At 70.7% G+C, this 22,635-nt stretch carries 19 protein-coding genes and 1 tRNA gene; 3 read left to right on the top strand and 17 right to left on the bottom strand.

Annotated elements, in window-relative coordinates; genetic code table 11:
• Nucleotides 1-169: 169 nt before the first annotated feature.
• From ASG40_RS19210 to ASG40_RS19150, 13 genes are all read right to left on the bottom strand, one after another.
• The gene (locus tag ASG40_RS19210) at nucleotides 170-1,375 is read right to left on the bottom strand and encodes a lytic murein transglycosylase (RefSeq protein WP_244480660.1); all 1,206 of its coding nucleotides are present in this window, start codon (nucleotides 1,373-1,375) and stop codon (nucleotides 170-172) included.
• Nucleotides 1,376-1,480: 105 nt separating this feature from the next.
• Complete coding sequence (locus ASG40_RS19205; RefSeq protein ID WP_055889380.1) at nucleotides 1,481-1,678, bottom strand: hypothetical protein; 198 nt, start codon at nucleotides 1,676-1,678, stop codon at nucleotides 1,481-1,483.
• Nucleotides 1,679-1,741: 63 nt separating this feature from the next.
• On the bottom strand, nucleotides 1,742-2,728 hold the full coding sequence (locus ASG40_RS19200) for an aliphatic sulfonate ABC transporter substrate-binding protein (RefSeq protein ID WP_055889377.1): 987 nt from the start codon (nucleotides 2,726-2,728) through the stop codon (nucleotides 1,742-1,744).
• A gap of 41 nt (nucleotides 2,729-2,769) precedes the next feature.
• Complete coding sequence (locus ASG40_RS19195; protein WP_055889373.1) at nucleotides 2,770-4,035, bottom strand: hypothetical protein; 1,266 nt, start codon at nucleotides 4,033-4,035, stop codon at nucleotides 2,770-2,772.
• A 640-nt stretch (nucleotides 4,036-4,675) separates the two neighbouring features.
• Nucleotides 4,676-4,752, bottom strand: a tRNA-Met gene (locus ASG40_RS19190).
• A 169-nt stretch (nucleotides 4,753-4,921) separates the two neighbouring features.
• Nucleotides 4,922-6,163, bottom strand: a complete 1,242-nt coding sequence (trpB, locus tag ASG40_RS19185) for a tryptophan synthase subunit beta (RefSeq protein WP_055889371.1) — start codon at nucleotides 6,161-6,163, stop codon at nucleotides 4,922-4,924.
• A gap of 189 nt (nucleotides 6,164-6,352) precedes the next feature.
• Entirely contained in the window at nucleotides 6,353-7,003 is a 651-nt protein-coding gene (locus ASG40_RS19180; protein ID WP_055889369.1) for a phosphoribosylanthranilate isomerase, read from the bottom strand.
• A gap of 7 nt (nucleotides 7,004-7,010) precedes the next feature.
• Entirely contained in the window at nucleotides 7,011-7,373 is a 363-nt protein-coding gene (locus ASG40_RS19175) for a lipopolysaccharide assembly protein LapA domain-containing protein (protein ID WP_055889366.1), read from the bottom strand.
• A gap of 28 nt (nucleotides 7,374-7,401) precedes the next feature.
• On the bottom strand, nucleotides 7,402-7,716 hold the full coding sequence (gene ihfB, locus ASG40_RS19170; protein ID WP_055889363.1) for an integration host factor subunit beta: 315 nt from the start codon (nucleotides 7,714-7,716) through the stop codon (nucleotides 7,402-7,404).
• 67 nt (nucleotides 7,717-7,783) lie between these two features.
• Nucleotides 7,784-8,746, bottom strand: a complete 963-nt coding sequence (gene sppA / locus ASG40_RS19165) for a signal peptide peptidase SppA (RefSeq protein WP_055889361.1) — start codon at nucleotides 8,744-8,746, stop codon at nucleotides 7,784-7,786.
• A gap of 375 nt (nucleotides 8,747-9,121) precedes the next feature.
• The gene (gene rpsA, locus ASG40_RS19160; protein WP_055889359.1) at nucleotides 9,122-10,843 is read right to left on the bottom strand and encodes a 30S ribosomal protein S1; all 1,722 of its coding nucleotides are present in this window, start codon (nucleotides 10,841-10,843) and stop codon (nucleotides 9,122-9,124) included.
• A gap of 295 nt (nucleotides 10,844-11,138) precedes the next feature.
• On the bottom strand, nucleotides 11,139-11,702 hold the full coding sequence (locus tag ASG40_RS19155; protein ID WP_082524157.1) for a hypothetical protein: 564 nt from the start codon (nucleotides 11,700-11,702) through the stop codon (nucleotides 11,139-11,141).
• Between the two features lie 205 nt (nucleotides 11,703-11,907).
• Nucleotides 11,908-12,618 carry a DUF1013 domain-containing protein gene (locus tag ASG40_RS19150; protein ID WP_055889356.1) on the bottom strand — a complete coding sequence of 237 codons (711 nt, stop codon included), beginning with the start codon at nucleotides 12,616-12,618 and terminating at the stop codon, nucleotides 11,908-11,910.
• A gap of 321 nt (nucleotides 12,619-12,939) precedes the next feature.
• On the opposite strand from ASG40_RS19150, the gene ASG40_RS19145 reads away from it, so the two are divergent.
• Nucleotides 12,940-13,512 (top strand): fasciclin domain-containing protein, encoded by a 573-nt coding sequence (locus ASG40_RS19145; protein WP_055889506.1) that lies wholly within the window; start codon nucleotides 12,940-12,942, stop codon nucleotides 13,510-13,512.
• A 129-nt stretch (nucleotides 13,513-13,641) separates the two neighbouring features.
• Here the strand turns inward: ASG40_RS19145 and hflX are convergent, their stop codons facing one another.
• From hflX to ASG40_RS19125, 4 genes are all read right to left on the bottom strand, one after another.
• Nucleotides 13,642-15,000: a GTPase HflX gene (gene hflX, locus ASG40_RS19140; RefSeq protein ID WP_055889504.1), complete on the bottom strand. Its 1,359-nt coding sequence runs from the start codon at nucleotides 14,998-15,000 to the stop codon at nucleotides 13,642-13,644.
• Between the two features lie 381 nt (nucleotides 15,001-15,381).
• A complete protein-coding gene (gene hfq, locus ASG40_RS19135; protein WP_055889353.1) occupies nucleotides 15,382-15,636 on the bottom strand; it encodes an RNA chaperone Hfq in 255 nt (84 codons plus the stop codon).
• 162 nt (nucleotides 15,637-15,798) lie between these two features.
• Entirely contained in the window at nucleotides 15,799-17,169 is a 1,371-nt protein-coding gene (gene ntrX / locus ASG40_RS19130) for a nitrogen assimilation response regulator NtrX (RefSeq protein WP_055889351.1), read from the bottom strand.
• A complete protein-coding gene (locus tag ASG40_RS19125) occupies nucleotides 17,166-19,547 on the bottom strand; it encodes a sensor histidine kinase NtrY-like (protein WP_055889501.1) in 2,382 nt (793 codons plus the stop codon). The genes ntrX and ASG40_RS19125 overlap by 4 nt, the downstream gene beginning before the upstream one ends.
• Before the next feature lie 473 nt (nucleotides 19,548-20,020).
• On the opposite strand from ASG40_RS19125, the gene ASG40_RS19120 reads away from it, so the two are divergent.
• Nucleotides 20,021-21,619 (top strand): gamma-glutamyltransferase family protein, encoded by a 1,599-nt coding sequence (locus ASG40_RS19120; RefSeq protein ID WP_055889348.1) that lies wholly within the window; start codon nucleotides 20,021-20,023, stop codon nucleotides 21,617-21,619.
• 24 nt (nucleotides 21,620-21,643) lie between these two features.
• A complete protein-coding gene (locus ASG40_RS19115) occupies nucleotides 21,644-22,513 on the top strand; it encodes a class I SAM-dependent methyltransferase (RefSeq protein WP_055889339.1) in 870 nt (289 codons plus the stop codon).
• Nucleotides 22,514-22,635: the final 122 nt, after the last annotated feature.

Below are 22,635 nucleotides of genomic sequence, written 5' to 3'. Positions count from 1 at the left end.
CCCGATTCATTGTGGCGACCGCCGTTCCGTCAGGGGCGTTGCTCGGGCCACTCATAGATAGAATGCGCGTCGCGACAAGTCGATTGGCGGGGGATGGTTTACAACCGAGAGGCGCGGGACGCCCGCCGGATCGCCGGGCCGGGAGGGTGGCCGTTCGAGGCCGGTTCGGCTAACGCTCCGGTCCGAGCCGGTCGAGGAGGACGCCGTCGGCATAGCCGTCCGGCGTGAGCCCGACCGAGGCCTGGTAGGCGCGGATGGCGGCCCGGGTCCGGGGGCCGATCTTACCGTCGATGCCGCCGGCCGCATGGCCGCGTTCCGTCAGCCGGGTCTGCAGCGTCCGGATCTCCTCAGGCGTCGGGATGCGGTCGCCCCGCGGCCAGTCCCGGGCGAAGGCCGGTCCTCCCCGCAGGCGGTCGGACAGGTGGCCGACCGTGAGGGCGTAGGCGAGCGCGGTGTTGTAGCGCAGGATCACGGAAAAGTTCGGCAGCAGCAGGAAGGCGGGCCCGCGGGCGCCCGCGGGCAGGATCAGCGTCGCCCGCGTCGTCGCGTCGGGTGGCACGAAGCCCGGCACGGGGCGCACGCTCAAGGCCGCCCATTCGGCGAGGCTGCGCGGCGTGGTCTCGTCGGCCAGGGCGTAGTCGAAGCCCTCCGGCAGGGTGGCCTCGGTGCCCCAGCCCTCGCCCGGCCGCCATCCCATCGCCGAGAGATAGGCGGCGGTGGAGGCGAGCGCGTCGGGCACGTTCCAGAGGTCGCGCCGGCCGTCGCCGTCGCCGTCCACCGCATGGGCCTGGTAGACCGTCGGCATGAACTGGGTGTGGCCCATGGCGCCGGCCCAGGAGCCGGTGAACCGCTCCGGCGCCACCTCGCCGCGGGCCAGGAGCTGCAAGGCCGCGATCGTTTCGCCGCGCCAGTAACCGGCCCGGCCGGTGTCCCCACAGGCCAATGTCGCCAGCGAGCGGACCACCGGCCGCACCACGGCCGCGTTGTCGAGGACGGCGCCATAGCTGGATTCGACGCCCCAGAACGCCGCCAGGGTGAAGCGGTCGACGCCGAACCGCCGTTCGATCTCCTCGAAGACGGTCGCCCACTCCTGAAGCTTGCGCTTCCCCTCGTCGATGCGCGACGGCGAGGCGCCGCCGTCGAGATAGGTCCAGATCGGGGTGACGAACTCCGACTGGTTGCGGGTGGCGGCCAGCACCTCCGGGTCCGGCGTCAGGGCCAGCAGGCGCTCGGCGATCACCGCCTGCGGCACCTCGCGGGCCGCCGCCCCGGCGCCGATCCCGGCGATGCATTCCGCGAACGGGGGCGCTGGCGCCGCCTCCTGGCCCGCCGCCGCTCCTGCCTGGAGGCCGAGCACGACCGAGGCCGCCGCCATACCACGCGGGATCGGGGACCGGCGATTTGCCGTGCGATCGCGCATCCTGATTCTCCCGGCAGGCCATGCTGCGCCCGTGCCGGCGGGGTACCACCGCCCGCCGCCCTATGAAACCGTCCCGGCCCGCCCGGCGAGGAGGACGGGGTCCACCGAGACCTCGATGATGCGCGGCTTTGGGTCGTCGAGGTTCTTTTCCGGCCACTCGGTGGTGACGAGGGGACCGTCGGCCGCGGTCGGCGCGGCGGGGATCGCGGCTCCGGTGAAGGCGATCGCAACGTCCGGCCGGCAGGTTCGCAGTCTCATGACAGGTCCCTCGCTCATGACGGGTCTCTCGGCGAAGATGCGGGGACGACGGGTCGAGAGGGGTCAGCGTCCCGGCTTGCGCACCGCATCCGCGATCGAGACGGGCTTGGGCAGGAGGCCGAGCGCGTGGAAGGCGTCGGCGACCCGCTGCTGGTCGGCGACGGTCGCCGCATCGAGGGGCGTCACGCCGTAGGTCTGGCGTTTGAGCGCGACCGAGAGGACCGCGGCCGGGATGCCGATGGAGGGCGCGAGTTCGGCCGCGACCGCATCGGTGTTGTCCTTGGCCCAGGCGTCGATCTCGCCGATCGCCGCCACCACCGCGTCGATGGCGGCTCCGTTCGCCTCGGCGAAGCTGCGCCGCGACAGGTAGAACTGGCGGTTGGGTACGAGGTCGCTGCCGTTCACGAGGGTGCGCGCGCCGGTGGAGCGTTCGCCGGAGGCGAGGAAGGGGTCCCAGATCGCCCAGGCATCCACCGCCCCGCGCGCGAAGGCGGCCGCCGCGTCCGCGGGCGAGAGGTGGACCGGGGTGATCGCCTCGTAGGGGACGCCGGCCCGCTCCAGGGCCCGCACCAGCAGGTACTGGACGTTCGAGCCCTTGTTGAACGCGACCTTCTTGCCGCGCAGGTCCGCCACGGAGCGGATCGGGCTGTCCTTGGCCACCAGGATCGCCTCGCCCGAGGGGGCCGGCGGCTCGTGGGCGACGTAGAGGAACTCGCCCGGGTTGGCGGCCTGCGCGAAGACCGGCGGGGCCTCGCCGGCCGACCCGACGTCGACCGCGGCGGCGTTGAGCGCCTCCAGCAGCGGCGGCCCGGACGGGAACTCGGCCCAGACGACCCTGTAGCCGAGCGGCTTCAGTTTCTGTTCGAGGAGGCCCTTGCCCTTGAGCAGGACCAGGGTGCCGTACTTCTGGTAGCCGACGCGGATCGTCCGCTCGTCGGCACGCGCGATCAGCGTGCCGGACACGACGATGGCCAGCACCAGGAGGGCGGTCCACAGCCGCCGGGCGATGTCCGGGCGGAGGGTGGCGAGAGGCAGGGCGGATCGGGACATCGGGACGGGTGTTCCTTCGGTGAACGTGAGACGGGTGGGGATCATTTCGCGGCGACCAGGGTCGCCGGCTCGGCGAGAAGCAGGGCGCGCAGGGCCGAGGCCGCCTGATGGAGGGGCCGGGCCAGGGCTCGGCGCAGGGCCTGGGTCCCGGCCCGGCAAGCCCCGGTCGAGGGCCGGGCGGGAGGCCGCATTCGGTCTTCGGACGCGGCGACCGCGGTCCGGCCCCCGCCCTGCCCGCGCGCCCGCGCGATCAGGGCGGCCACGCCCGCTCCCGATGGCCGGAGGGTGCCGAGCGTGTCCGCGATCACGACGGCGTCGCCGCCCGCGATCGCCTCGCACGCGCTCCCGTCCGTGGTCTGCCGCAGGGCGGCGAGGGCGGCCTGCCCGAACGCCAGCACCGTCGCCTCGTCGGCCCCGCGCAGCACCGCGCGCAGATGGGCGGCCGCCTGCCGGTGCAGCCCGTCGAGGGCGTCCGCCTCGGTGCGCCCCGTGGCGTAGCCGTCGCGGTACCAGGCGGCGATCCGGTCGACGGCGGCGGGGTCGGCCCCGGCGAGGACCGGCAGGTTGCGCAGGACCTGGGCGCGGGCCGCCTGCGGGCTGTCGTCGTCGTCGAGGGTCGAATCGGGGAAGCGGTCGGTCCCGACCACGTCGGTGACCACGCCGGCCCGGACGAGCCGCTCCGGCTCGGGCGTCCACATGTCGTCGGAGGCCACCGCCAGCGCCTCGGCGACGAAGTCCGCCGCGATGCCGGCGTCGCGGTAGGCGGCGCGCTCGGGCGCGGGGTCCAGCACCGGGCTCCGCCCGGACGGCCCGGTCTCGTAGGGGGCGTGGAATCCGAGCCGTCCACCCGTCCCGAGGTAGCGCCGAGTGCCGCGGACGAAGACGAGGGTGCAGGCCGAGGCGCAATCGTCCGGGACGTAGGTGGCCAGGCCGTGCGCCGCGACGAGGCTCCCGAGGCTCATGCCCTCCGAGACGAGGCCGCCGCCGCTGGTGAGGTGGATGCGCCGCACGCCCGGGTTTTCCGCGAGCAGGGCGGCGACCCGCGCCGACACCCCCTCCATGAGATCGCCGGCCAGACGCAGGTCGCGGCCGCCCGGGCCGAGGGTCACCCGCGCCGCCGGTTCCGCGTCGTCGGTCTCGACCTCGTCCGGAAGGTCGGTGGCGAGCGAGGCCGGGACGAGGCGCGGCGTCGAACCGCCGTCCGATCCATCGGACGCGACCGCGGCAAGGCAGGCGGCGCCGAGCAGGGTCGCGCCGCACAGGATCGCCCAGGGCCTGCGAGGAGGTCGGGACAGGGTGATGGGCATGAAAAGTCCTCCCGTCCGCGGGGATGCGAGAAGCATGGAACCGTCGGCCGGCCGATCCGGGCCGCCGAGCGGGACCGCGACGGCGTCAGCCTCGAGACGGCGCGCCCGGCATCGGCCGGAGGTCGCTGCCGGACCTCAGGCGGTCATCGACGGGGGAGCGATCGCACGTCGGCGATGACCGACCGCATGCCGTCCACAGCGGCTCTCACCGGCTCCGCCTCGACAGGACGCACGGGACGGCACCGTCGTCTGTTCCAGAAAGTACATCCGGGCGATCATCGGCAATGCAGGCTCTCCCGTCGCAAGCCTATGCTTTCGATGGAGTGATTCTAGCCGTTCGGACCGGGGATGTGCTTCCAAAGATGGGCCGTCGTGCAGTCGTTTCGATGCGCGAAACGCCCGATGCGCGAAACGTCGGTCTTCCTGCGCGAACGGGTCGTCAGGGCCCGGTCATCACGCCGAGACCGGCACGTCGGCCAGGCCGACGAAGATGCGATCGGGCACGCGGCGGCCGATGCGGATCGCCGAAAACGCAGGGCCGCGACGCCGACGCCATCCGGCGGGACGACGTCCTCCAGGCGCGACAACGAAAAACCCCGGCTGCGGGGCCAGGGTTGGAAAGCGCGATCATCGACAAATTTGGTAGCGAGAGAGGGACTCGAACCCCCGACACAAGGATTATGATTCCTCTGCTCTAACCAGCTGAGCTACCCCGCCCCAACGTCCGGGGCCTTCGCGTGAACGACGGTCCCGACCGGAGCCGGCGGTATAGGGAAAACCGCCGCGTGGTGTCAACGGTGCGTTTGGGGTGCGTTTGGCGTCGGCTTTGCGCATCGTGGTCGCCGGCTTTCTTCCAAAGCCGGCGACCACCTCCCGGTCCGACGTTCTAGAGGGTGGTGCCCATGATCTCGGCCACCTGCGGCACGTCCTTGTCGCCGCGGCCGCAGAGGTTGACCACCATGAGGTGGTCGACCGGCTTCGTGGGGGCGAGCTGCATCACCTTGGCCAGGGCATGGGCCGGTTCGAGCGCCGGGATGATGCCTTCCAGGAGCGAGCACAGCTTGAACGCCTCCAGCGCCTCCTGGTCGGTGGCCGAGATGTAGGTGACGCGGCCGGTCTCGTGCAGCCAGGAATGCTCGGGCCCGATGCCGGGATAATCGAGGCCCGCCGAGATCGAATGGGCGTCCGAGATCTGGCCGTCGGCGTCCTGCAGCAGGTAGGTGCGGTTGCCGTGGAGCACGCCGGGCCGGCCTCCCGTGAGCGAGGCGGCATGCAGCCCCGAGGAGACGCCGTGACCGGCGGCCTCGACGCCGAAGATCTCGACGTCGCGGTCGTCGAGGAAGGGATGGAACAGGCCCATGGCGTTGGAGCCGCCGCCGATGCAGGCGACCAGCGAGTCGGGCAACCGCCCTTCCCGCGCCAGCATCTGCTCCTTCGTCTCTTTGCCGATGATCGACTGGAAGTCGCGCACCATCGCCGGATACGGGTGCGGCCCGGCCACGGTACCGATGCAATAGAACGTGTCGGCGACGTTGGTGACCCAGTCGCGCAGGGCCTCGTTCATGGCGTCCTTCAGGGTGCGGGTGCCCGATTGCACCGGCACCACCTCGGCGCCCAGCATCTTCATGCGGAACACGTTGGGCGCCTGGCGCGCCACGTCGACGGCGCCCATGTAGATCACGCACTTCAGGCCGAAGCGGGCGCACAGCGTGGCGGTGGCGACCCCGTGTTGGCCGGCCCCGGTCTCGGCGATGATCCGCGGCTTGCCCATGCGGCGGGCGAGCAGGATCTGCCCGAGCACGTTGTTCACCTTGTGCGAGCCGGTGTGGTTCAGCTCGTCGCGCTTGAAGTAGACCTTGGCGCCGTGGCCCGGCTCCGACTGCGCGCGCAGGTGCTCGGTGAAGCGCTCGGCGTAGTAGAGCGGGCTCGGCCGGCCGACGTAGTGGGTCAGGTAGCCGTCCATCTCCTCCTGGAACGCCGGGTCGGCCTTGGCCTTCGTGTAGGCGGCCTCGAGGTCGAGGATCAGCGGCATCAGCGTCTCGGCCACGAAACGTCCGCCGAAGATGCCGAAGCGGCCGCGCTCGTCGGGGCCGGTGCGGAACGAGTTCGGGGTCGGGGCGATGGTCACGGTAGCGGTTCCTTGCAAGCGGGCGTCCTCCGTGTCGGCGGGCAGCGTGAGGTCGTGCCTCCGGCCGGCGACGGGGATCGCGGTTCGTGAACGAAACGATGCGGTTCCGGGCTCTCACATGAGTCTAGCACGGTTTGCCGACAATGCGGCGCGAGCGCCATCCGGGCGGAAAACGCGAGGCTTCCGGTTTCACCCGCCGCCGGCGCGCGCCGCGGCCATGAAGGCCCGGATCCGGTCCGGATCCTTGACCCCCGGCGCGCGCTCCACGCCCGAGGAGACGTCGAGAGCGCCGAGGCCGGTCCGGCGCAGGGCTTGCGCCACGGTCTGCGGCGTCAGCCCACCCGACAGCATCGTTCCGGCGGGCAATTCGGCGCCCGCAAGGACATCCCAGTCGAAGGCATGGCCGTTGCCGCCCGGCAGGTCGGCGTCCGTCGGCGGCTTGGCATCGAGGAGGAGGATGTCGGCCACGCCCGCATACGGCGCCAGTGCCGCCAGGTCTTCCCGCCTGGCGATGCCGATCGCCTTGATCACCGGCCGCCCGATCGCCTTGCGGATGGCGGCGACGCGTTCGGGGGACTCGCTGCCGTGGAGCTGCACCAGGTCCGGCTCGACCGCGGCGAGGCCTTGCGCCAGCAGCGCATCGTCGGGATCGACCAGGAGGAGGACGCGCCCGGCACGGCCCCTCGCTTGCGCCGACAGGCGGGCTCCGGTCTCCCAGTCGACGTGGCGCGGGCTCTTTGGGAAATGCACGAAGCCGACGAGGTCGGCCCCGGCATCGAGGGCGGCCTCCAGGGTGTCGGCCGTGCTCAGCCCGCAGATCTTGACGCGCGTCTCGGGCATCGTGGTGTCAGCGCGGCGCCGGCAGGGCGACCTGGTTCGTGCCGCCGCGCGAATAGAGGTCGTCGCCGCTCGGCACCTGCGTCTTGAGCCGGGCGGTCTCGGTCTCGAGGCGGTGGATCTCGCGGCGGCGATCGCGGCTGCGGCGGCGGACGCCGGACTGGCCGAGCCAGGTGCCGATCCCGCCGAGCACCACGCCCAGCGCCACCGCCCCGAACAGGATCAGGTAGAACGGCAGCGTCACGCTGAAGACGGGCATGTCGGGCGAGAACGGATCGAAGGACAGGCGCACCGCCTCGCGATTGGCCACCGCCAGCGCGACGACGACGATCGCCACAGGCAGCAGCACAAGTCCCTTGAGGAAGCGGATCATCGAAGTCCTCCGGTTGTCGTGAATCTCGTCACGGGGCCGCCTCGGCCCGATCGTCGCCGATCCCCGCGTCGTTCAAGCGCTGGCGCATTTCCTTGCCGGTCTTGAAGACGGGGATGGCCTTCTCGGAAACGGCAACGGCCGCTCCCGTGCGCGGGTTGCGTCCCCGCCTCGCATCGCGGCGTTTCACCGAGAAGGCGCCGAAGCCCCGCAGCTCGACCCGGTCGCCCCGCGCCAGGGCGTCGGCGATCGTGTCGAGGATGGCGTTGACCAGGGTCTCGACGTCGCGCTGGTAGAGATGCGGGTTCTGCTCGGCGATCCTGAGCACGAGCTCCGACTTGATCATGCGGCCGTCTTCTCGCAGGTCTGTCGCCGGCGAGGCCGGCGGTGGAGGGTGGAGAACCGTAGGTCGATCAGGGCCGCCACAGGGCCAGCAGGCCGCCCTGGGCGAGGTCGGTGGTCTCGGTGCCGACGGCGCGCAGTTGCATCGCGGCTCCCGGGAGGCCGAGGAGATCGGCGCCGGTGCCCAGCGCCGACCAGAGCTGGAAGTCGCTCTTGCCCTTGGGCTTCCAATCGGTCACCGGCAGTCCCTTGGCGACGCCGCGGCTGTTCTCGAGCCAGGCCACGGCATCGCGCTCGCCGCCCAGCGCGTCCACGAGCTTGAGGGGCACGCTCTGGCGCCCGCTGAAGACGCGACCGTCGGCGACCACGGCGAGTTCCTTGTCGCTCATCTTGCGACGGTCGGAGACGAGGCCCTTGAACCAGCCGTAGGTATCGCCGACCACCGCGGCCAGGGCCGCGCGCGCCTCGGGCGAGGTCGGGGTGAAGCCCGACGGCTCGGCCTTGAGCGGGGCCGACTTGATGGATTCGACCTTGACGCCGACCTTGTCGAGAAGCCCGGACAGGTCCGGGTACTGGAACAGGACGCCGATCGAGCCGACCAGCGCGGTCTCGCGCGCCACGATGTGGTCGGCGGCGATCGCGGCGATGTAGGCGCCCGAGGCGGCGGTGCCGTCGACGAAGGCCACCATCGGCTTCTTCTCGGCGAGCGCACGCAGGTTGCGGTGGAGTTCCTCCGACCCGGTCGTGGTGCCGCCGGGCGAGGAGATCGAGACCACCACGCCCTGGACGGCGCTCGACTCGCGCACCCGCGCGATCAGCTTGGTGGTCTCCTCGCTCCCGGCGATGAAGCCGCCCACGCTGATGCGGGCGATCTGCGGCTTGATGGCACCGAAGCCCGCGACCTCGCCGCCGCGCAGGCGAAGGCCCACGGCGCCCACCGCCACCACGAGGGAGCCGATGCCGACCACGCGCCACACCGACAGCTTTCGGCGCAGGCGGCGGCGATCGATCAGAAGTTCGGCGTCGGCTGCCATGCGTTCGGTCACTCCCGCGGGTCCGGCTCGGATTGGGGCGAGCCTGTTCTTGCCCCCTTCTCCCACAACCCCGGACCGTTTGCACCATCCTTCGGCGTCGCGTTCGGGTCCGTGACGGTCGCCAAGTCGTTGGCGGGCATGGACTTGGCGGGGATGGGCTTGGCGGGCATGGACTTGGCGAGCATGGGCTTGGCGCCCGGGAGGTCGACTCGGGGGCGGTGTTCTAGCCCCGCCCGCGCCGGAGCGGCAAGAGGCTGTACGTGCGCGCATCGAAGAGGCTGCGCGCATGGCATGGAAAAACCCGCGCGGGAGGCGATCCCGCGCGGGTTGCGTGGTCGTCCGGCCCACCGCCCCGAAGGGCGGCGGGGGATGAGACTATTCCTCGTCCTTGTCGTCGCTGGTGCGGGCCTTCTTGAAGGCCGCGCCCAGGATCTCGCCGAGCGAGGCACCCGAATCGGCGGAGCCGAACTGGGCCATCGCCTCCTTCTCCTCGGCCATTTCGAGGGCCTTGATGGAGAGCTGGACCCGGCGGACCTTGCGGTCGAACTGGATCACGCGGGCATCGAACTTCTCGCCGGCGGCGAAACGCTCGGGACGCTGGTCGCCGCGGTCGCGGGCGAGTTCGGCACGGCGGATGAAGGTCGAGAGGTCGGTGTCGATGATCTTCACCTCGACGCCCGAATCCTTCACCTCGACCACCTCGCAGGTCACGACCTGACCCTTCTTGAGCTCGCCGGCCTCGGCGAAGGGGTCGCCGCCGAGCTGCTTGACGCCCAGCGAGATGCGCTCCTTCTCGACGTCGACGTCGAGGACCTGGGCGCGCAGCATGTCGCCCTTCTTGAACTCCTCGATGACCTGCTCGCCGGGACGGTTCCAGTCGAGATCCGACAGGTGGACCATGCCGTCGACATCGCCTTCGAGGCCGATGAACAGGCCGAACTCGGTCTTGTTCTTGACCTCGCCCTCGACCTCGGAGCCGACGGGATGCTTCTCGGAGAAGGCCTCCCACGGGTTCTGCAGGGTCTGCTTGAGGCCGAGCGAGATGCGGCGCTTGACCGGATCGACCTCGAGGATCTGCACTTCCACTTCCTGGGAGGTGGATACGATCTTGCCGGGGTGGACGTTCTTCTTGGTCCAGCTCATCTCGGAGACGTGGATCAGGCCCTCGATCCCCGGCTCCAGCTCCACGAAGGCGCCGTAGTCGGTGATGTTGGTGACGCGGCCCTTGATCTTGGCCTCGACCGGGTAGCGCTGGGCGATGCCCTCCCACGGATCGGCGAGCAGTTGCTTGATGCCGAGCGAGATGCGGTGGGTCTCGTGGTTGATCTTGATGATCTTGACCTTGACCGTCTGGCCGATGGTCACGACCTCGGACGGGTGGTTGACGCGGCGCCAGGCCATGTCGGTGACGTGGAGCAGGCCGTCGATGCCGCCCAGATCCACGAAGGCGCCGTATTCGGTGATGTTCTTGACGACGCCGTCGATGACCTGGCCCTCTTCGAGGTTGGCCACGAGCTCGGAGCGCTGCTCGGCGCGGCTCTCCTCGAGGACGGTGCGGCGCGAGACCACGATGTTGCCGCGGCGGCGATCCATCTTGAGGATCTGGAACGGCTGGGGCGTGCCGAGCAGGGGCGTGACGTCGCGCACGGGGCGGATGTCGACCTGGGAGCGCGGCAGGAACGCCACGGCGCCGTCGAGGTCGACGGTGTAGCCGCCCTTGACCTGGTTGAAGATCGCGCCGGTGACGCGCTCGTTGGCCTCGAAGGCCTTCTCGAGCTTGACCCAGCTCTCCTCGCGGCGCGCCTTGTCGCGCGAGATGACGGCCTCGCCGAGCGCATTCTCGATGCGGTCGACATAGACCTCGACCTCGTCGCCGACCGCGAGGTCGTCGCGGCCGGGGCCGTTGAATTCCTTGAGGGCGACACGGCCTTCCGTCTTGGCGCCGATGTCGATGACGGCGACGTCCTTCTCGATCGCGACGACGCGACCCTTGACGACGGAACCTTCGGTGATCTCGTGCTCGAGGAAGCTCTCCTCGAGGAGAGCCGCGAAGTCGTCGCGGCTCGGGCTACGCTGCAGGGCGTTACCAGCGGTCATTCTGTCTCCTGACAGGCCTCCTGAAGAGGCCGGCATCGGCGGCTCGTGTGACGGGAGACCCCCTCCGACGCCGCCCGGGATCCGTTCGGGATCGACGGGCTCACCTCCCCGAGGGAGGGCCGACGCAGTCTCAACGCTGGTCGAGGGCCATCCCCGCAATGGCGCGGCGGCGGGCAGGAACTGCCCAGGAGACGTCGCATCCATCGTGAGGAACGGCGACGACATACGCGATCGCGCGCTCAGGGGCAACCGCGCCGCGCCGTTTGGGCGCCGGTCTCAGGTCAAGGAAGCTTGGTCAGGTCAGGGAAGCCTTGTGCGGCCCACCGCCGCGCAGCCACACCGCCGAGGCCACCGCGAGGGGTTCCAGGGGCAGCGTCACCGTGCCGTGGCGCCGGCCCCACAGGGTCAGACCCTTGAAGCCGACTTCGCGGATCTCCAGCCAGGCCCCGAACGGGAAGGTGGCGTCTGTCCCCTCCCCCGGCCCGTAGCATTCCTCGAAGGCGATCGGGTCGACCATGATCTCGCGGTATCGGCCGAGATGTTCGGTCATCGAGACCTTGGAGCGGAACAGCATCCGATCGCGGTGATAGGAGGAGAAGCAGGGCTCGTATTCGGTCAGCGTCACCCACAGCTTGCCGCCGATGCGCAGATACGGCGGGTTGGGGCCGGCCTCGCTGAAGTTCGACGCGCTCCAGCCGGCGTCCGCCATGAGCGATTCCGCGAGCGTCACAGGCTCCTGCACAGCACCCTGAACGATATTGCAAGGGCGCAGGCCGCCCGGCCCGACTGCGGATCGCTCGCTCCGCGATGCCCGGTCGTAGACCGGGCCGGCGTCGGTGTCGGTTCCCAGGGAGGCCATGGGACGCTCCAGATGCGATGCCCTCGCCCATCGCGGCGGAACACTATCCGGCATTTTATCGCACTTGGCGAGCCGTTTCGGCAGCCCCGGCCGGGCCGGGCCCGGCCGAGACAGTCCTCGTTCGTGCTCCTGGCCGACGTCGCGATATCCCGCCCGCGGCCAAGAGGTCTCAAGAGGTCTTCGGCGCCAGGCCCGCAGGCGGTGATCAGTCCTCGTCGTCCTCGTCGGTCTGGCGCATGCCCTTGAGCTTGGCGAAGACCGAATCGACGTTGAGTTTTTCGTCGCGGGCGTTGCGGTGGTGCTCGGCGTGCTCGTCGGTCTCTTGCGCCGTTGAGAGCTCGGTGGGCAGGAGGCTCGCTCCGACGTCGGCCGGCACGGTGGCGGGCCGGTCCTTGGCGGCACGCTGCACCTCGAAATCGAGGTCGATCTGCGTGCAGAGGCCCAGCGTCACCGGGTCCATCGGCTGCAGGGCGCTCGAGTTCCAGTGGGTGCGCTCGCGGATCTGCTGGATCGTCGACTTGGTGGTGCCCACCAGCCGGATGATCTGCGCGTCCTTGAGCTCGGGGTGGCTGCGCAGCAGCCAGAGGATGGCGTTGGGCCGGTCCTGCCGACGCGACAGCGGCGTGTAGCGCGGGCCCTTGGTGGTGCGCTTGACCTCGGGCAGCTTCACCTTCGAGACCGCGACCTTGAGCTTGTAGTCGGGCACCCGCTGCGCCCTCTCGATCTCGTCGCGGGTGAGCTGGCCGGTGGTGATCGGGTCGAGCCCCTTGATGCCGGCCGCGACCTCGCCGTCGGCGATGCCCTTCACCTCCAGCGGGTGCAGCTTGCAGAAGTCGGCGATCTGCTCGAAGGCGAGCGACGTGTTCTCGACCAGCCAGACGGCGGTCGCCTTGGGCATCAGCGGACCCTGGGACATCGGGCAACTCCAAACACGGCGGGCGAGGACGAGCCGGTCCGGGAATCGGTCCGCGGGGGTCCGGATCCATTGATCCGAAGCGTCCCGTCTCACGCCATCAAAAAGGGGATGCCTCGCTTATAGGCGCGAGATCGGAGCGCCGCAATCATCCTCATGCGGACTCGCATCTCGATACGGACCTCGGCGCCCGAAAACCCCGGCTCCCGGTGCGGCTACGATCGCCCTCGGACGAAAGCCCTGAAACTTTTCCCCGGAGAGCCCCGTAAGACCGATCACCGCCCCGATCGCAGGGGCTCGTACCGAGGAAAACGCTCCATGATGATGTCCAACGCCCGCCGCTCGTTCGCCTCCACCGCCGCCGCCGTGGCCCTGGCCGTCTCGGTCGGCGCGGCCCTGCCGGCCGTGGCCTTCGCCAAGAACCCGATGGTCGGCGGCGCACCGATGTTCGCATCCAAGACCATCGTCGAGAACGCCGTCAACTCCAAGGACCACACGACCCTGGTGGCCGCCGTCAAGGCCGCCGGCCTCGTCGACACCCTGTCGGGCCCGGGTCCGTTCACGGTGTTCGCGCCCACCAACGCCGCCTTCGCCAAGCTGCCGGCCGGCACCGTCGAGACCCTGGTGAAGCCCGAGAACAAGGGCACCCTCACCAAGATCCTGACCTATCACGTGGTCTCGGGCACCTACACCGCCAAGGACCTGATGAAGCTCGTCAAGGACGGCGGCGGCGAGGCCCAGCTCAAGACCGTCGAGGGCACCCCCCTCGTGATCCAGGCCAAGGGCAAGTCGGTGTTCGTCACCGACACCAAGGGCAGCACCGCCAAGGTCACGGTGGCCAACGTGATGCAGTCCAACGGCGTCATCCACGTCGTGAACGGCGTCCTGCAGCCGTAAGGCCTTGCGCTCCGCCCTTCCCCCTCCCCCTTAACGGGGAGAGGGAAGGGTGCGGGGTCGAGCGTCGCGGTGCCGTCTTCGCCACCCTCGCCTCCGATTCGTCTCCCCGCACGGAGGGTCGGAGCGCCCTCACCCCGCCCGGCTCAGGCGCCGCGCCCCGTCGAACCGGTTGAGGAAACGCGGCTCCTTCTCGGGGGCGATGCGGATGGCGAGGTGGATCGTGCCGCCCTCCTCCTCGCGCCGGTCGAGCACTTCCGCGTTCTCGTAGAGCCAATGCAGGGCGCCGCCGTCCTCGGGTGAGAGGACCACCGCGAAGGTCGAGCGCGACTTGGCGATCCGCGCCTCGATCCGGCTCGTGAGCGCCGCCATCCCCTCGCCGGTCACCGCGGAGACGAGGACGGGGGCGCCGCTGTCGCGGTCGCTCCGCCCGGTCCCCGTGAGGTTGAGGAGGCGGTTGCGCTCGTCCTCGTCCAGCAGGTCGGCCTTGTTCCAGACCTCGATGATCCGGTCGGCCGAGGTCTCGATGCCGAGTTCGCGCAGGACCCCGCCGACGTCCTCGGCCTGGGCCTCGCTGTCGCCGTGCGAGATGTCGCGCACGTGCAGCAGGATGTCGGCCTCGATCACGTCCTCCAGCGTCGCGCGGAAGGCCGCGATGAGGGAGGTCGGCAGGTCCGAGATGAAGCCGACGGTGTCGGACAGGATCACGGTCTCGCCGTGCGGCAGCCTGGTGGCGCGCGCCGTCGGGTCGAGGGTGGCGAACAGCATGTCCTGCGCCATCACCTCGGCCTTGGTCAGGGTGTTGAACAGGGTCGACTTGCCCGCGTTCGTGTAGCCGACGAGGGCCACGATCGGGTACGGCACCCTCGCGCGGCCCTGTCGGTGCAGGCCGCGGGTGCGGGTGACGCCGTCGAGGTCGCGCTCGATCCGGGTCATGCGCTCCTGGATCATGCGCCGGTCGGCCTCGATCTGGGTCTCGCCGGGGCCGCCGAGGAAGCCGAAGCCGCCGCGCTGGCGCTCCAGGTGGGTCCAGGACCGCACGAGCCGGCTTTTCTGGTAGGCGAGGTGGGCGTGCTCCACCTGCAGCCGCCCTTCGCGCGTCGAGGCGCGGCGCCCGAAGATCTCGAGGATGAGGCCGGTGCGGTCGATGACCTTGGCGCCGAGTTCCTTCTCGAGGTTGCGCTGCTGCACCGGCGAGAGGGCGCAATCCATCACCACGAGGCCGATCTCGCGCGCCTTGATGACGCCGGCCAGTTCCTCGACCCGGCCCTTGCCGAGGTAGGTCGAGGGCCGGATGCGCGGCAGCGACAGGCAGATCGCCTCGACCACGTCGAGCTCGATGGCGGCCGCCAGCCCCACGGCCTCGTCGAGGCGGGCATCTGTGGCCCGCGAGGCCTCGCTGCGGCTGCCGCCGGAGGCGGTCCGCGCGAGATAGGGACCGATGACCAGGGTATGGGTCGCGGCCGCGATCTCACCCTCGGGAGCCGCCATCGCCTGAAGCCGGGCTTCGCCGGGGGTGATCGTGTGGTTCGTCAACTGCTGTCCGGCCTCGTCCTGATGCGTTCCAGGACAATGGGCCTTTGCCGGCTGCAGACAAGGGCGTGCTCCCATCGAACGATGGAGGCCGATGAGCTTTTGCGGAGGATCGAACCGGTCGGACGTCATGTCCCGGACGCCCGGAGCGTCAGCGGGCGACGACCCGGGAACCGGTGTCGTGAAGGGCCGCCTCGGCGGCTCGATCTCGGCGGCTCGATGCGAGCGGCGCAGACGGTATCGACGCCGCGCGGCTCGTCGTGCCGGACCCCGGGTCGGGTTCCGTTTCGCGTCACCCGCCCGGGGAAGGGCCCCGCGGGGATCGATCGGCGTTCGACCTCACGCCTTCTCGGGCGCGGCCTCGTCGGGTTCGAACAGCTGCACCGGGTGGCCCGGCATGATCGTCGAGATCGCGTGCTTGTAGACGAGTTGCGAATGGCCGTCGCGGCGCAGAAGCACGCAAAAGTTGTCGAACCACGTCACCACGCCCTGGAGCTTGACGCCGTTCACGAGGAAGATGGTGAGCGGGATCTTGTTCTTGCGAACGTGATTGAGGAACGTGTCCTGGAGGTTCTGAGAGCGTTCGGCCGCCATTTTTTTCTTGTCCTTGTTTAATCATGCCGCCCGCCTCACCGGGCGGGTTCTCTTCAGTCGGGGTCGCAGCCACGACTTCGTGACCGGGCGAGTCAACCTCGCCATTACACGTAGATTGCCGGCCCGATGCAAGTGCGCGACCGCTCGCGACCGCGCCATTCTTCAGGAGCCGATGCCGAGCGACTTCAGTTTCCGGTGCAGGGCCGAGCGCTCCATGCCGATGAACTCGGCGGTACGGGAAATGTTGCCGGAGAACCGGGCGATCTGGGCGATGAGGTACTCCCGCTCGAAGATCTCGCGCGCCTCGCGCAGGGCCAGGCTCATCAGCTTCTCGCCGCCCGACCCGTTGGGGGTGGTGGGCACCAGGGCACCGATCTCGGTGGGCAGCATCTCGGAGGTCACCTCCTGCTCCGGATCGGTGTGGGTGAGGATCATCAGGCGTTCGACGTTGTTGCGCAGCTGGCGGATGTTGCCGGGCCAGTCGTGCGACTGCAGCACCGCCATGGCGTCCTCGGCGATGCGCCGGCGCGGCAGGCCGGTGGCGCCCGAGATCTGCTCCATGAAGAACCCGATCAGCTCGGGCACGTCCTCGCGCCGCTCGGAGAGCGACGGCACCCGGATCGGCACCACCGAGAGCCGGTGGAAGAGATCCTCGCGAAAACGGCCCCCCGCGATCTCCTCCGCGAGGTCCCGCGAGGAGGAGGAGATGATGCGCACGTCCACATGCACCCGCGTGGTGCCGCCGACCCGCTGGAAGTTCTGGTCCACCAGGACCCGCAGGATGCGGTTCTGGGTCTCGCGCGGCATGTCCGCGACCTCGTCGATGTAGAGGGAGCCGCCGTGGGCCTCCTCCAGGGCACCGACGCGCCGGACCCGGCCCTCCCCCGCCTCGACGCCGAACAGCTCGGCCTCCATGGTCTCGGGCGTGATGGTGGCCGCGTTGATGACCACGAACGGGCCGTTGGCGCGGGTCGAGGAGGCGTGCAGGGTCCGCGCGGACAGCTCCTTGCCCGAGCCGGGCGCGCCCAGGATCATGACCCGCGCATTGGTGGGGGCGACCCGCTCCACCGTCTGGCGCAGCTGGTTGACGGCCACCGAGCCGCCCACGAGCTTGCTCGCCTGGCCCGAGCGGGTCTTGAGGTCGCGGACCTCCCGGCGCAGGCGCGAGGTCTCGAGGGCCCGCTCGGCCACCAGGATCAGGCGGTCGGCCTTGAACGGTTTCTCGATGAAGTCGTAGGCGCCCGCCTTGATCGCCGCCACCGCGGTCTCGATGTTGCCGTGGCCCGAGATCATCACCACCGGCAGGTCGGGGTGGCCGGCCTTGATCTGGTCGAGCACCTGCAGCCCGTCGAGGCGCGAGCCCTGCAGCCAGATGTCGAGGAAGACGAGGTGGGGCCGGCGCGACTCGATGGCGGCCAGGGCCTCGTCGGAGCCTCCGGCGGTGCGGGTGCGGTGGCCCTCGTCGTCGAGGATGCCGGCCACGAGGTCGCGGATGTCGGCCTCGTCGTCGACGATCAGGATATCGGCGCTCATGATAGGATCTCCGCGATCTCGGGGCCCGTCCGTGCGGCGCCCTTCTCGTCTGGCGCGGCGGCACGGGGCCCCCGCATGTCGTCACCGGTTCCGGCCGGGGTCCGCCCGCCGGCGGCCTCGACGTCGCGGGGGATGCGCATGCGCACCTGCCCGCCCCGTCCGGCCGGGTTGTCGTTCAGTTCGATGCCGCCGCCATGGTCTTCCAGAACCTTGCTGACGATGGCGAGGCCGAGCCCGGTGCCGCCCTCGCGGGTCGTCATATAGGGCTCGAGCAGGCGCTGGCGCCCCTCCACCGGAAAACCCTTGCCGGTGTCGGTGACCTCGATCACCGCGAAGGCGTCCTCCACGAGAAGCCTCACGTCGACCCGGCCCTGGCCGCGCTCGGCCTCCGGCACCGCCATCACCGCCTCGACGGCGTTCTTGAGGATGTTGGTGATGGCCTGCGACAGGAGGCGGATGTCGAAGGCGGCGGTGAGCGGCTCGCCGCCGTCGCCCTCGCCCGAGAAGCCGAACTCCAGGTCGGGGTGGGCCACCCGCATCATGAAGAGGTTCTGGCGGGCGATCTCGCCGAGGTCGTTGCGGCCGATGGCGGGCTTGGGCATCCGCGCGAAGGACGAGAACTCGTCGACCATGCGCTTGATCTCGTCGACCTGGCGCACGATCGTCGCCGTGCACTGGTCGAACACGTCGCGGTCCTCGACGATGACCTTGCCGTATTTGCGCCGGATGCGCTCGGCCGAGAGCTGGATCGGGGTGAGCGGGTTCTTGATCTCGTGGGCGATGCGCCGCGCCACGTCGGCCCAGGCGGAGGTGCGCTGGGCCGCCACCAGGTCCGTGATGTCGTCGAGCGTCACCACGAAGCCGCGCTGGCCCCCTTGCGCCTGCTCGCTGGTGACGCGCACCGTCACCGTGCGCTCGCGGCCGTCCCGCACGAGCTGGATCTGCTGCTGCAGCGCGCGCTGGCGGCCTTCGCTGCCCTCGGGGAAGAGGGCCTGCAACTCGGGCACCACCTGGGTCAGGGGCCGCCCGACGATCTCCTCGGCGCCGATCCCCAGCGTGCGCTCCACCGCCGGGTTGGCGATGGTGACGAGGCCGGCGGCGTCGACGCCGATGACGCCCGGCGAGACGCCCGAGAGCACGGCCTCCGTGAAGCGGCGCCGGCGGTCGATGAGGTCGCTGGCCGCCGTCAGCCCGTCGTGCTGGCGGCGCAGCTCCTGCGTCATCTTGTTGAAGCTCTCGCCGAGATGCGCGAGGTCGCCGTCGGTCTTGCGGGCCGGCACCTGCGCGTAGAAATTGCCCGACGCGACCTGGTCGGCGGCGTTGATGAGGCGCCGGATCGGCGCGACGAAGCGGTTGGCGAAGTTGAGCCCGAACCACACCGCCGAGAGCAGCGCGATCAGCGCGATCAGCACGAACACCGAGGCGAAGGTGATCTGGATCGAGCGCTTGAGCGAATCGTAGGTGAGATATTCCGCCGCCGCCGCCCGCGACACGCCGGGGAATTCCACCGCGAGCTGGCTGACCTCGCGCTGGACCAGCAGCACCGCCCCGTCGTAGGCGGTCATGCGCAGGAGGGCGGCGAAGACCCGGCCCTCGGAGGGCACGAGGCAGATCGGATCGCTCGATTTGGCCGCCTCCTCGAAGGCGGCGGCCGAGGGCAGGCGGCGCTCCTTGATGATGTCGATCTTGGCGCGGGCCACCACCTCGGTGGGGCCGCGCATGATCTCGGCCACCGGCAGGCCGAGGGCGGTCGCCCGCGTGGTCAGGAAGGTCTGGAACCAGTCGCGGTTCACGTCGAAGTTCGGCCGGGCCCGGGTGAGGTCGTCGGCCAGGATGCGGATCTCGCGGGCCAGCGACTGGCACTGGTTCTCCTGGTAGGCGTCGGCCACCTCCACGGACTTCAGCACCACGTCGCGGACGCGGTCGGTGAAGCCGAGCGACAGGCCGCGGTCGATGGTCACCGCCGCCACCACCGCCAGCAGCACGGTGGGCAGGATCGCGATGAGGCTGAACAGGCCGACGATGCGGGTGTGCAGCCGCGCCACCGCCGCATTGGCCTTGCGGGCGTGCAGGAAGACCCGCGCCTCCCAGGCGATGATCACCACGAGCCCGAGCACCAGCGCGACGTTGATGCCGAGCAGGGTGACGCCCACGGTTGGCGTCGGCGTCACCCGGATGACGCCCGCCAGGATCAGGAAGGTCGCGATGGCCGAGACGAGCGCGGTGGCGACCACCAGGGCGCCGATCCAGCCCGGACCCCGCGGCGGCGGCCTGACGACCACGTCAGGGGCGGCTCCGTCCGTCGAGGCGCCGGCCTCGGAGGCCTCCGAGACCGCCTCGGGAGGCCGCTTTTTGCTGAACCGTCGAAGCCACGCCATGGGCTGATGCATCGCCACAACAGTGTGGCGAAATTAATACGAATCGGGTGTGGCGCATCTCGGTCCGGGAGCCGATGCGCGGCGCGAGAGACGCAGCGTTCGAAGCCGGATCGGCACTGCCAGAGCGACCGATCGCAGGGCGGTCCGGCGCCCGCACTCTGGGAGGATGGCGATGCCAGCCAGAATCTCGTCCTCGGGAACGGACGCCGTCATCGCCGAAAGGACGTCGGTGTCGAGGAGCGGCCTCACGCGAGGCGCGGTGGCTCGCGGGTCGTCTCCCGCGGTGCGATCACGATGCCCTCGCCGTCGAGGGCTGCGAAGCGATGGTGGACACGGGTGTAGAGGCGGCGGTCAACGCGCGGCATGTCGGTTTTCCGCGACCGGCTTTTGCAAGGCAGAGCATGGGTCGCTAGCGTGCGCTCCACGTCGACGCCCTCGATCTCGCACCTTCGCTGCACCCTACGAGCCCCCCCATGCCAGAAACGCCCGTCTTCGCCTCGGCCGCCGTGGCCGCACCCCATCACCTGGCCGCCAAGGCGGGCCAGAGCGTGCTGGCGCAGGGCGGCAACGCCATCGAGGCGATGGCGGCGATGGCGGCGACCATCGCGGTGGTCTATCCGCACATGAACGGCATCGGCGGCGACGGGTTCTGGCTGGTGCGCGAGCCCGGCGGCCGCGTGCGCGGGATCGAGGCCTGCGGCCCCGCCGGGAGTCTGGCCACCATCGCCCGCTACCGCGAGAAGGAATACGAGGCGATTCCCGCCCGGGGCCCCGACGCCGCGGTCACGGTCGCCGGTGCCGTCGGCGGCTGGCGCCTCGCCCTCGATCTCGCCCGGGCATTGGGCGGGCGGATGCCGCTGCCGACCCTGCTCGCCGACGCGATCCGCCATGCCCGCGACGGTGTTCCGGTGTCGCCGTCGGAGGCGCGCTACGTGCCCAAGGAACTCGACGCCCTCCACGACCAGCCGGGGTTCGCCGACGCCTTCCTCGATGCCGGCAAGCCCTACGCCGCCGGCGCGGTCCGGCGCCTGCCAGCACTCGCCGCCACCCTCGACCAGCTCGCCCATGCCGGCCTCGACGACTTCTACCGGGGCGACATCGCCCGCGAGATCGCCGCCGACCTCGAACGCCTCGACGCCCCGGTGACCCGGGCCGACCTCAAGGCCTATGCCCCGCGCGAGCGGGCGCCGCTGTCGCTCAGGCGCCGCGACGCGGTGCTCTACAACTTCCCGCCCCCAACCCAGGGGCTGGCGGCGCTCATCATCCTCGGCCTGTTCGACCGGCTCAAGATCGCCCGGCCGGAGACCACGGCGCATTACCACGGGCTGATCGAGGCCACGAAGCGGGCCTTTGCCGTGCGCGACCGCTTCGTCACCGATTACGACCGCCTCGACGGCGATCCGTCCCGCTTCCTCGAGCCCGGCTTCCTCGACGCGCAAGCGGCGCAGATCGACATGCGCCGGGCCGCGAGCCTGCCCCTGCGCAACCCCGGCGAGGGCGACACCGTCTGGATGGGCGCCATCGACGGCAGCGGCCTGGCCGTCTCCTACATCCAGTCGATCTATTGGGAGTACGGCTCGGGGGTGGTGCTGCCGAAGACCGGCATCCACTGGCAGAACCGCGGCACCTCGTTCTCCCTCGACCCCAAGGCCGTGAACCCGCTGGAGCCGGGCCGGCGCCCGTTCCACACCCTGATCCCGGCACTGGCCGCCTTCGACGACGGCCGGGTGATGTCCTACGGCAGCATGGGCGGGGACGGCCAGCCGCAGTTCCAGGCCCAGATCTTCTCCCGCTACGCCGATTATCGGATGGGCGTCGCCGATGCGGTCGATGCGCCCCGCCTGCTCTACGGCCGGACCTGGGGCGCGGAATCGCTCAGCGTGAAGGTCGAGGACCGGTTCGACCCGGCCTGCATCGCGGCACTGCGCGCCATGGGCCACGAGATCGAGGAACTCGGCGGCGCCTACATCGATTCGCTGGGCCACGCCGGCATGCTGGTGCGCCACCCCGGCAACGGCCGCATCGAGGCCACCCACGATCCGCGCTCCGACGGCGGCGCCGAAGGTTTATGAGATTCGGCTCTGAGGAGAGCGACCATGGCCGAGACCATCACCCAGGCCGAATACTGGAACGGCGACGCCGGCCGGCGCTGGGCCCGCAACCAGCGCGCCATCGACACGGTGTTCGCCCCCCTGACGCAGGCCCTGTTCGCGGGTGCGGTCCTGCGGCCGGACTCTGCCGTCCTCGACGTCGGCTGCGGGGCGGGCGATTGCGCCATCCGTGCCGCGCGCGACCTCGGCGCCCGCGGCCGGGTCGTGGCCGCCGACGTCTCGGCGCCGCTCCTCGCCGTGGCGCGCGAGCGCGCCGCCCTGGACGCGCCGGGCGGCGCGCCGATCGCCTTCGTCGAGGCCGACGCCCAGCGCCACGATTTCGGCGGCGCGGTGTTCGAGCGGGTGATCTCGCGGTTCGGGGTGATGTTCTTCGAGGATTCCGTGGCGGCCTTCGCCAACCTGCGCCGGTCCCTGGTGCCGGGCGGGCGCCTGACGTTCCTGTGCTGGCGCCCGCTCGCGCAGAACGCCTGGATCGCGGTGCCGCTGGCCGTCGTCCAGCCCCTAGTGCCGGCGCCAGAACCCTCGCCGCCCGGCGGACCGGGGCCGTTCCGCTTCGCCGACCCGGACGTCATCGGCGACATCCTCGCCGCGGCGGGCTTCCTCGACATCGGGATCGAGGCGATCGACCGGCCCCTCGTCCTCGGCCTGTCGGGAGAGGCCGCCGCGGGTGCCGCCGCCGAGGCCGCGGCGCGCTTCGTGCTCGAACTCGGGCCGGTCTCGCGCCTGCTGCGCGACCGCGACGACGATCTGCGTGCCCGCGCCCATGCGGCGGTGGCGGCCGACTTTTCCGCCCGCGCCGAAGCGGGGGCCGTGACCCTCGGGGCCGCGTGCTGGCTGGTGTCGGGGAGGCGGTGATACGGTTTCCGCTTGGATCAAGCGTGAACCGTATCACCGAGCCCGCGCGGCGCCTGAGCGAAGCCCATTTCCGCATCACGAAGTGATCAACCGAAAATGGTATGAGACCGGCATTTCGGACC

The sequence above is a fragment of the Methylobacterium sp. Leaf399 genome (assembly GCF_001424525.1).
Lineage (GTDB): Bacteria > Pseudomonadota > Alphaproteobacteria > Rhizobiales > Beijerinckiaceae > Methylobacterium.
This window is presented reverse-complemented; position numbering and strand designations above follow the sequence as displayed.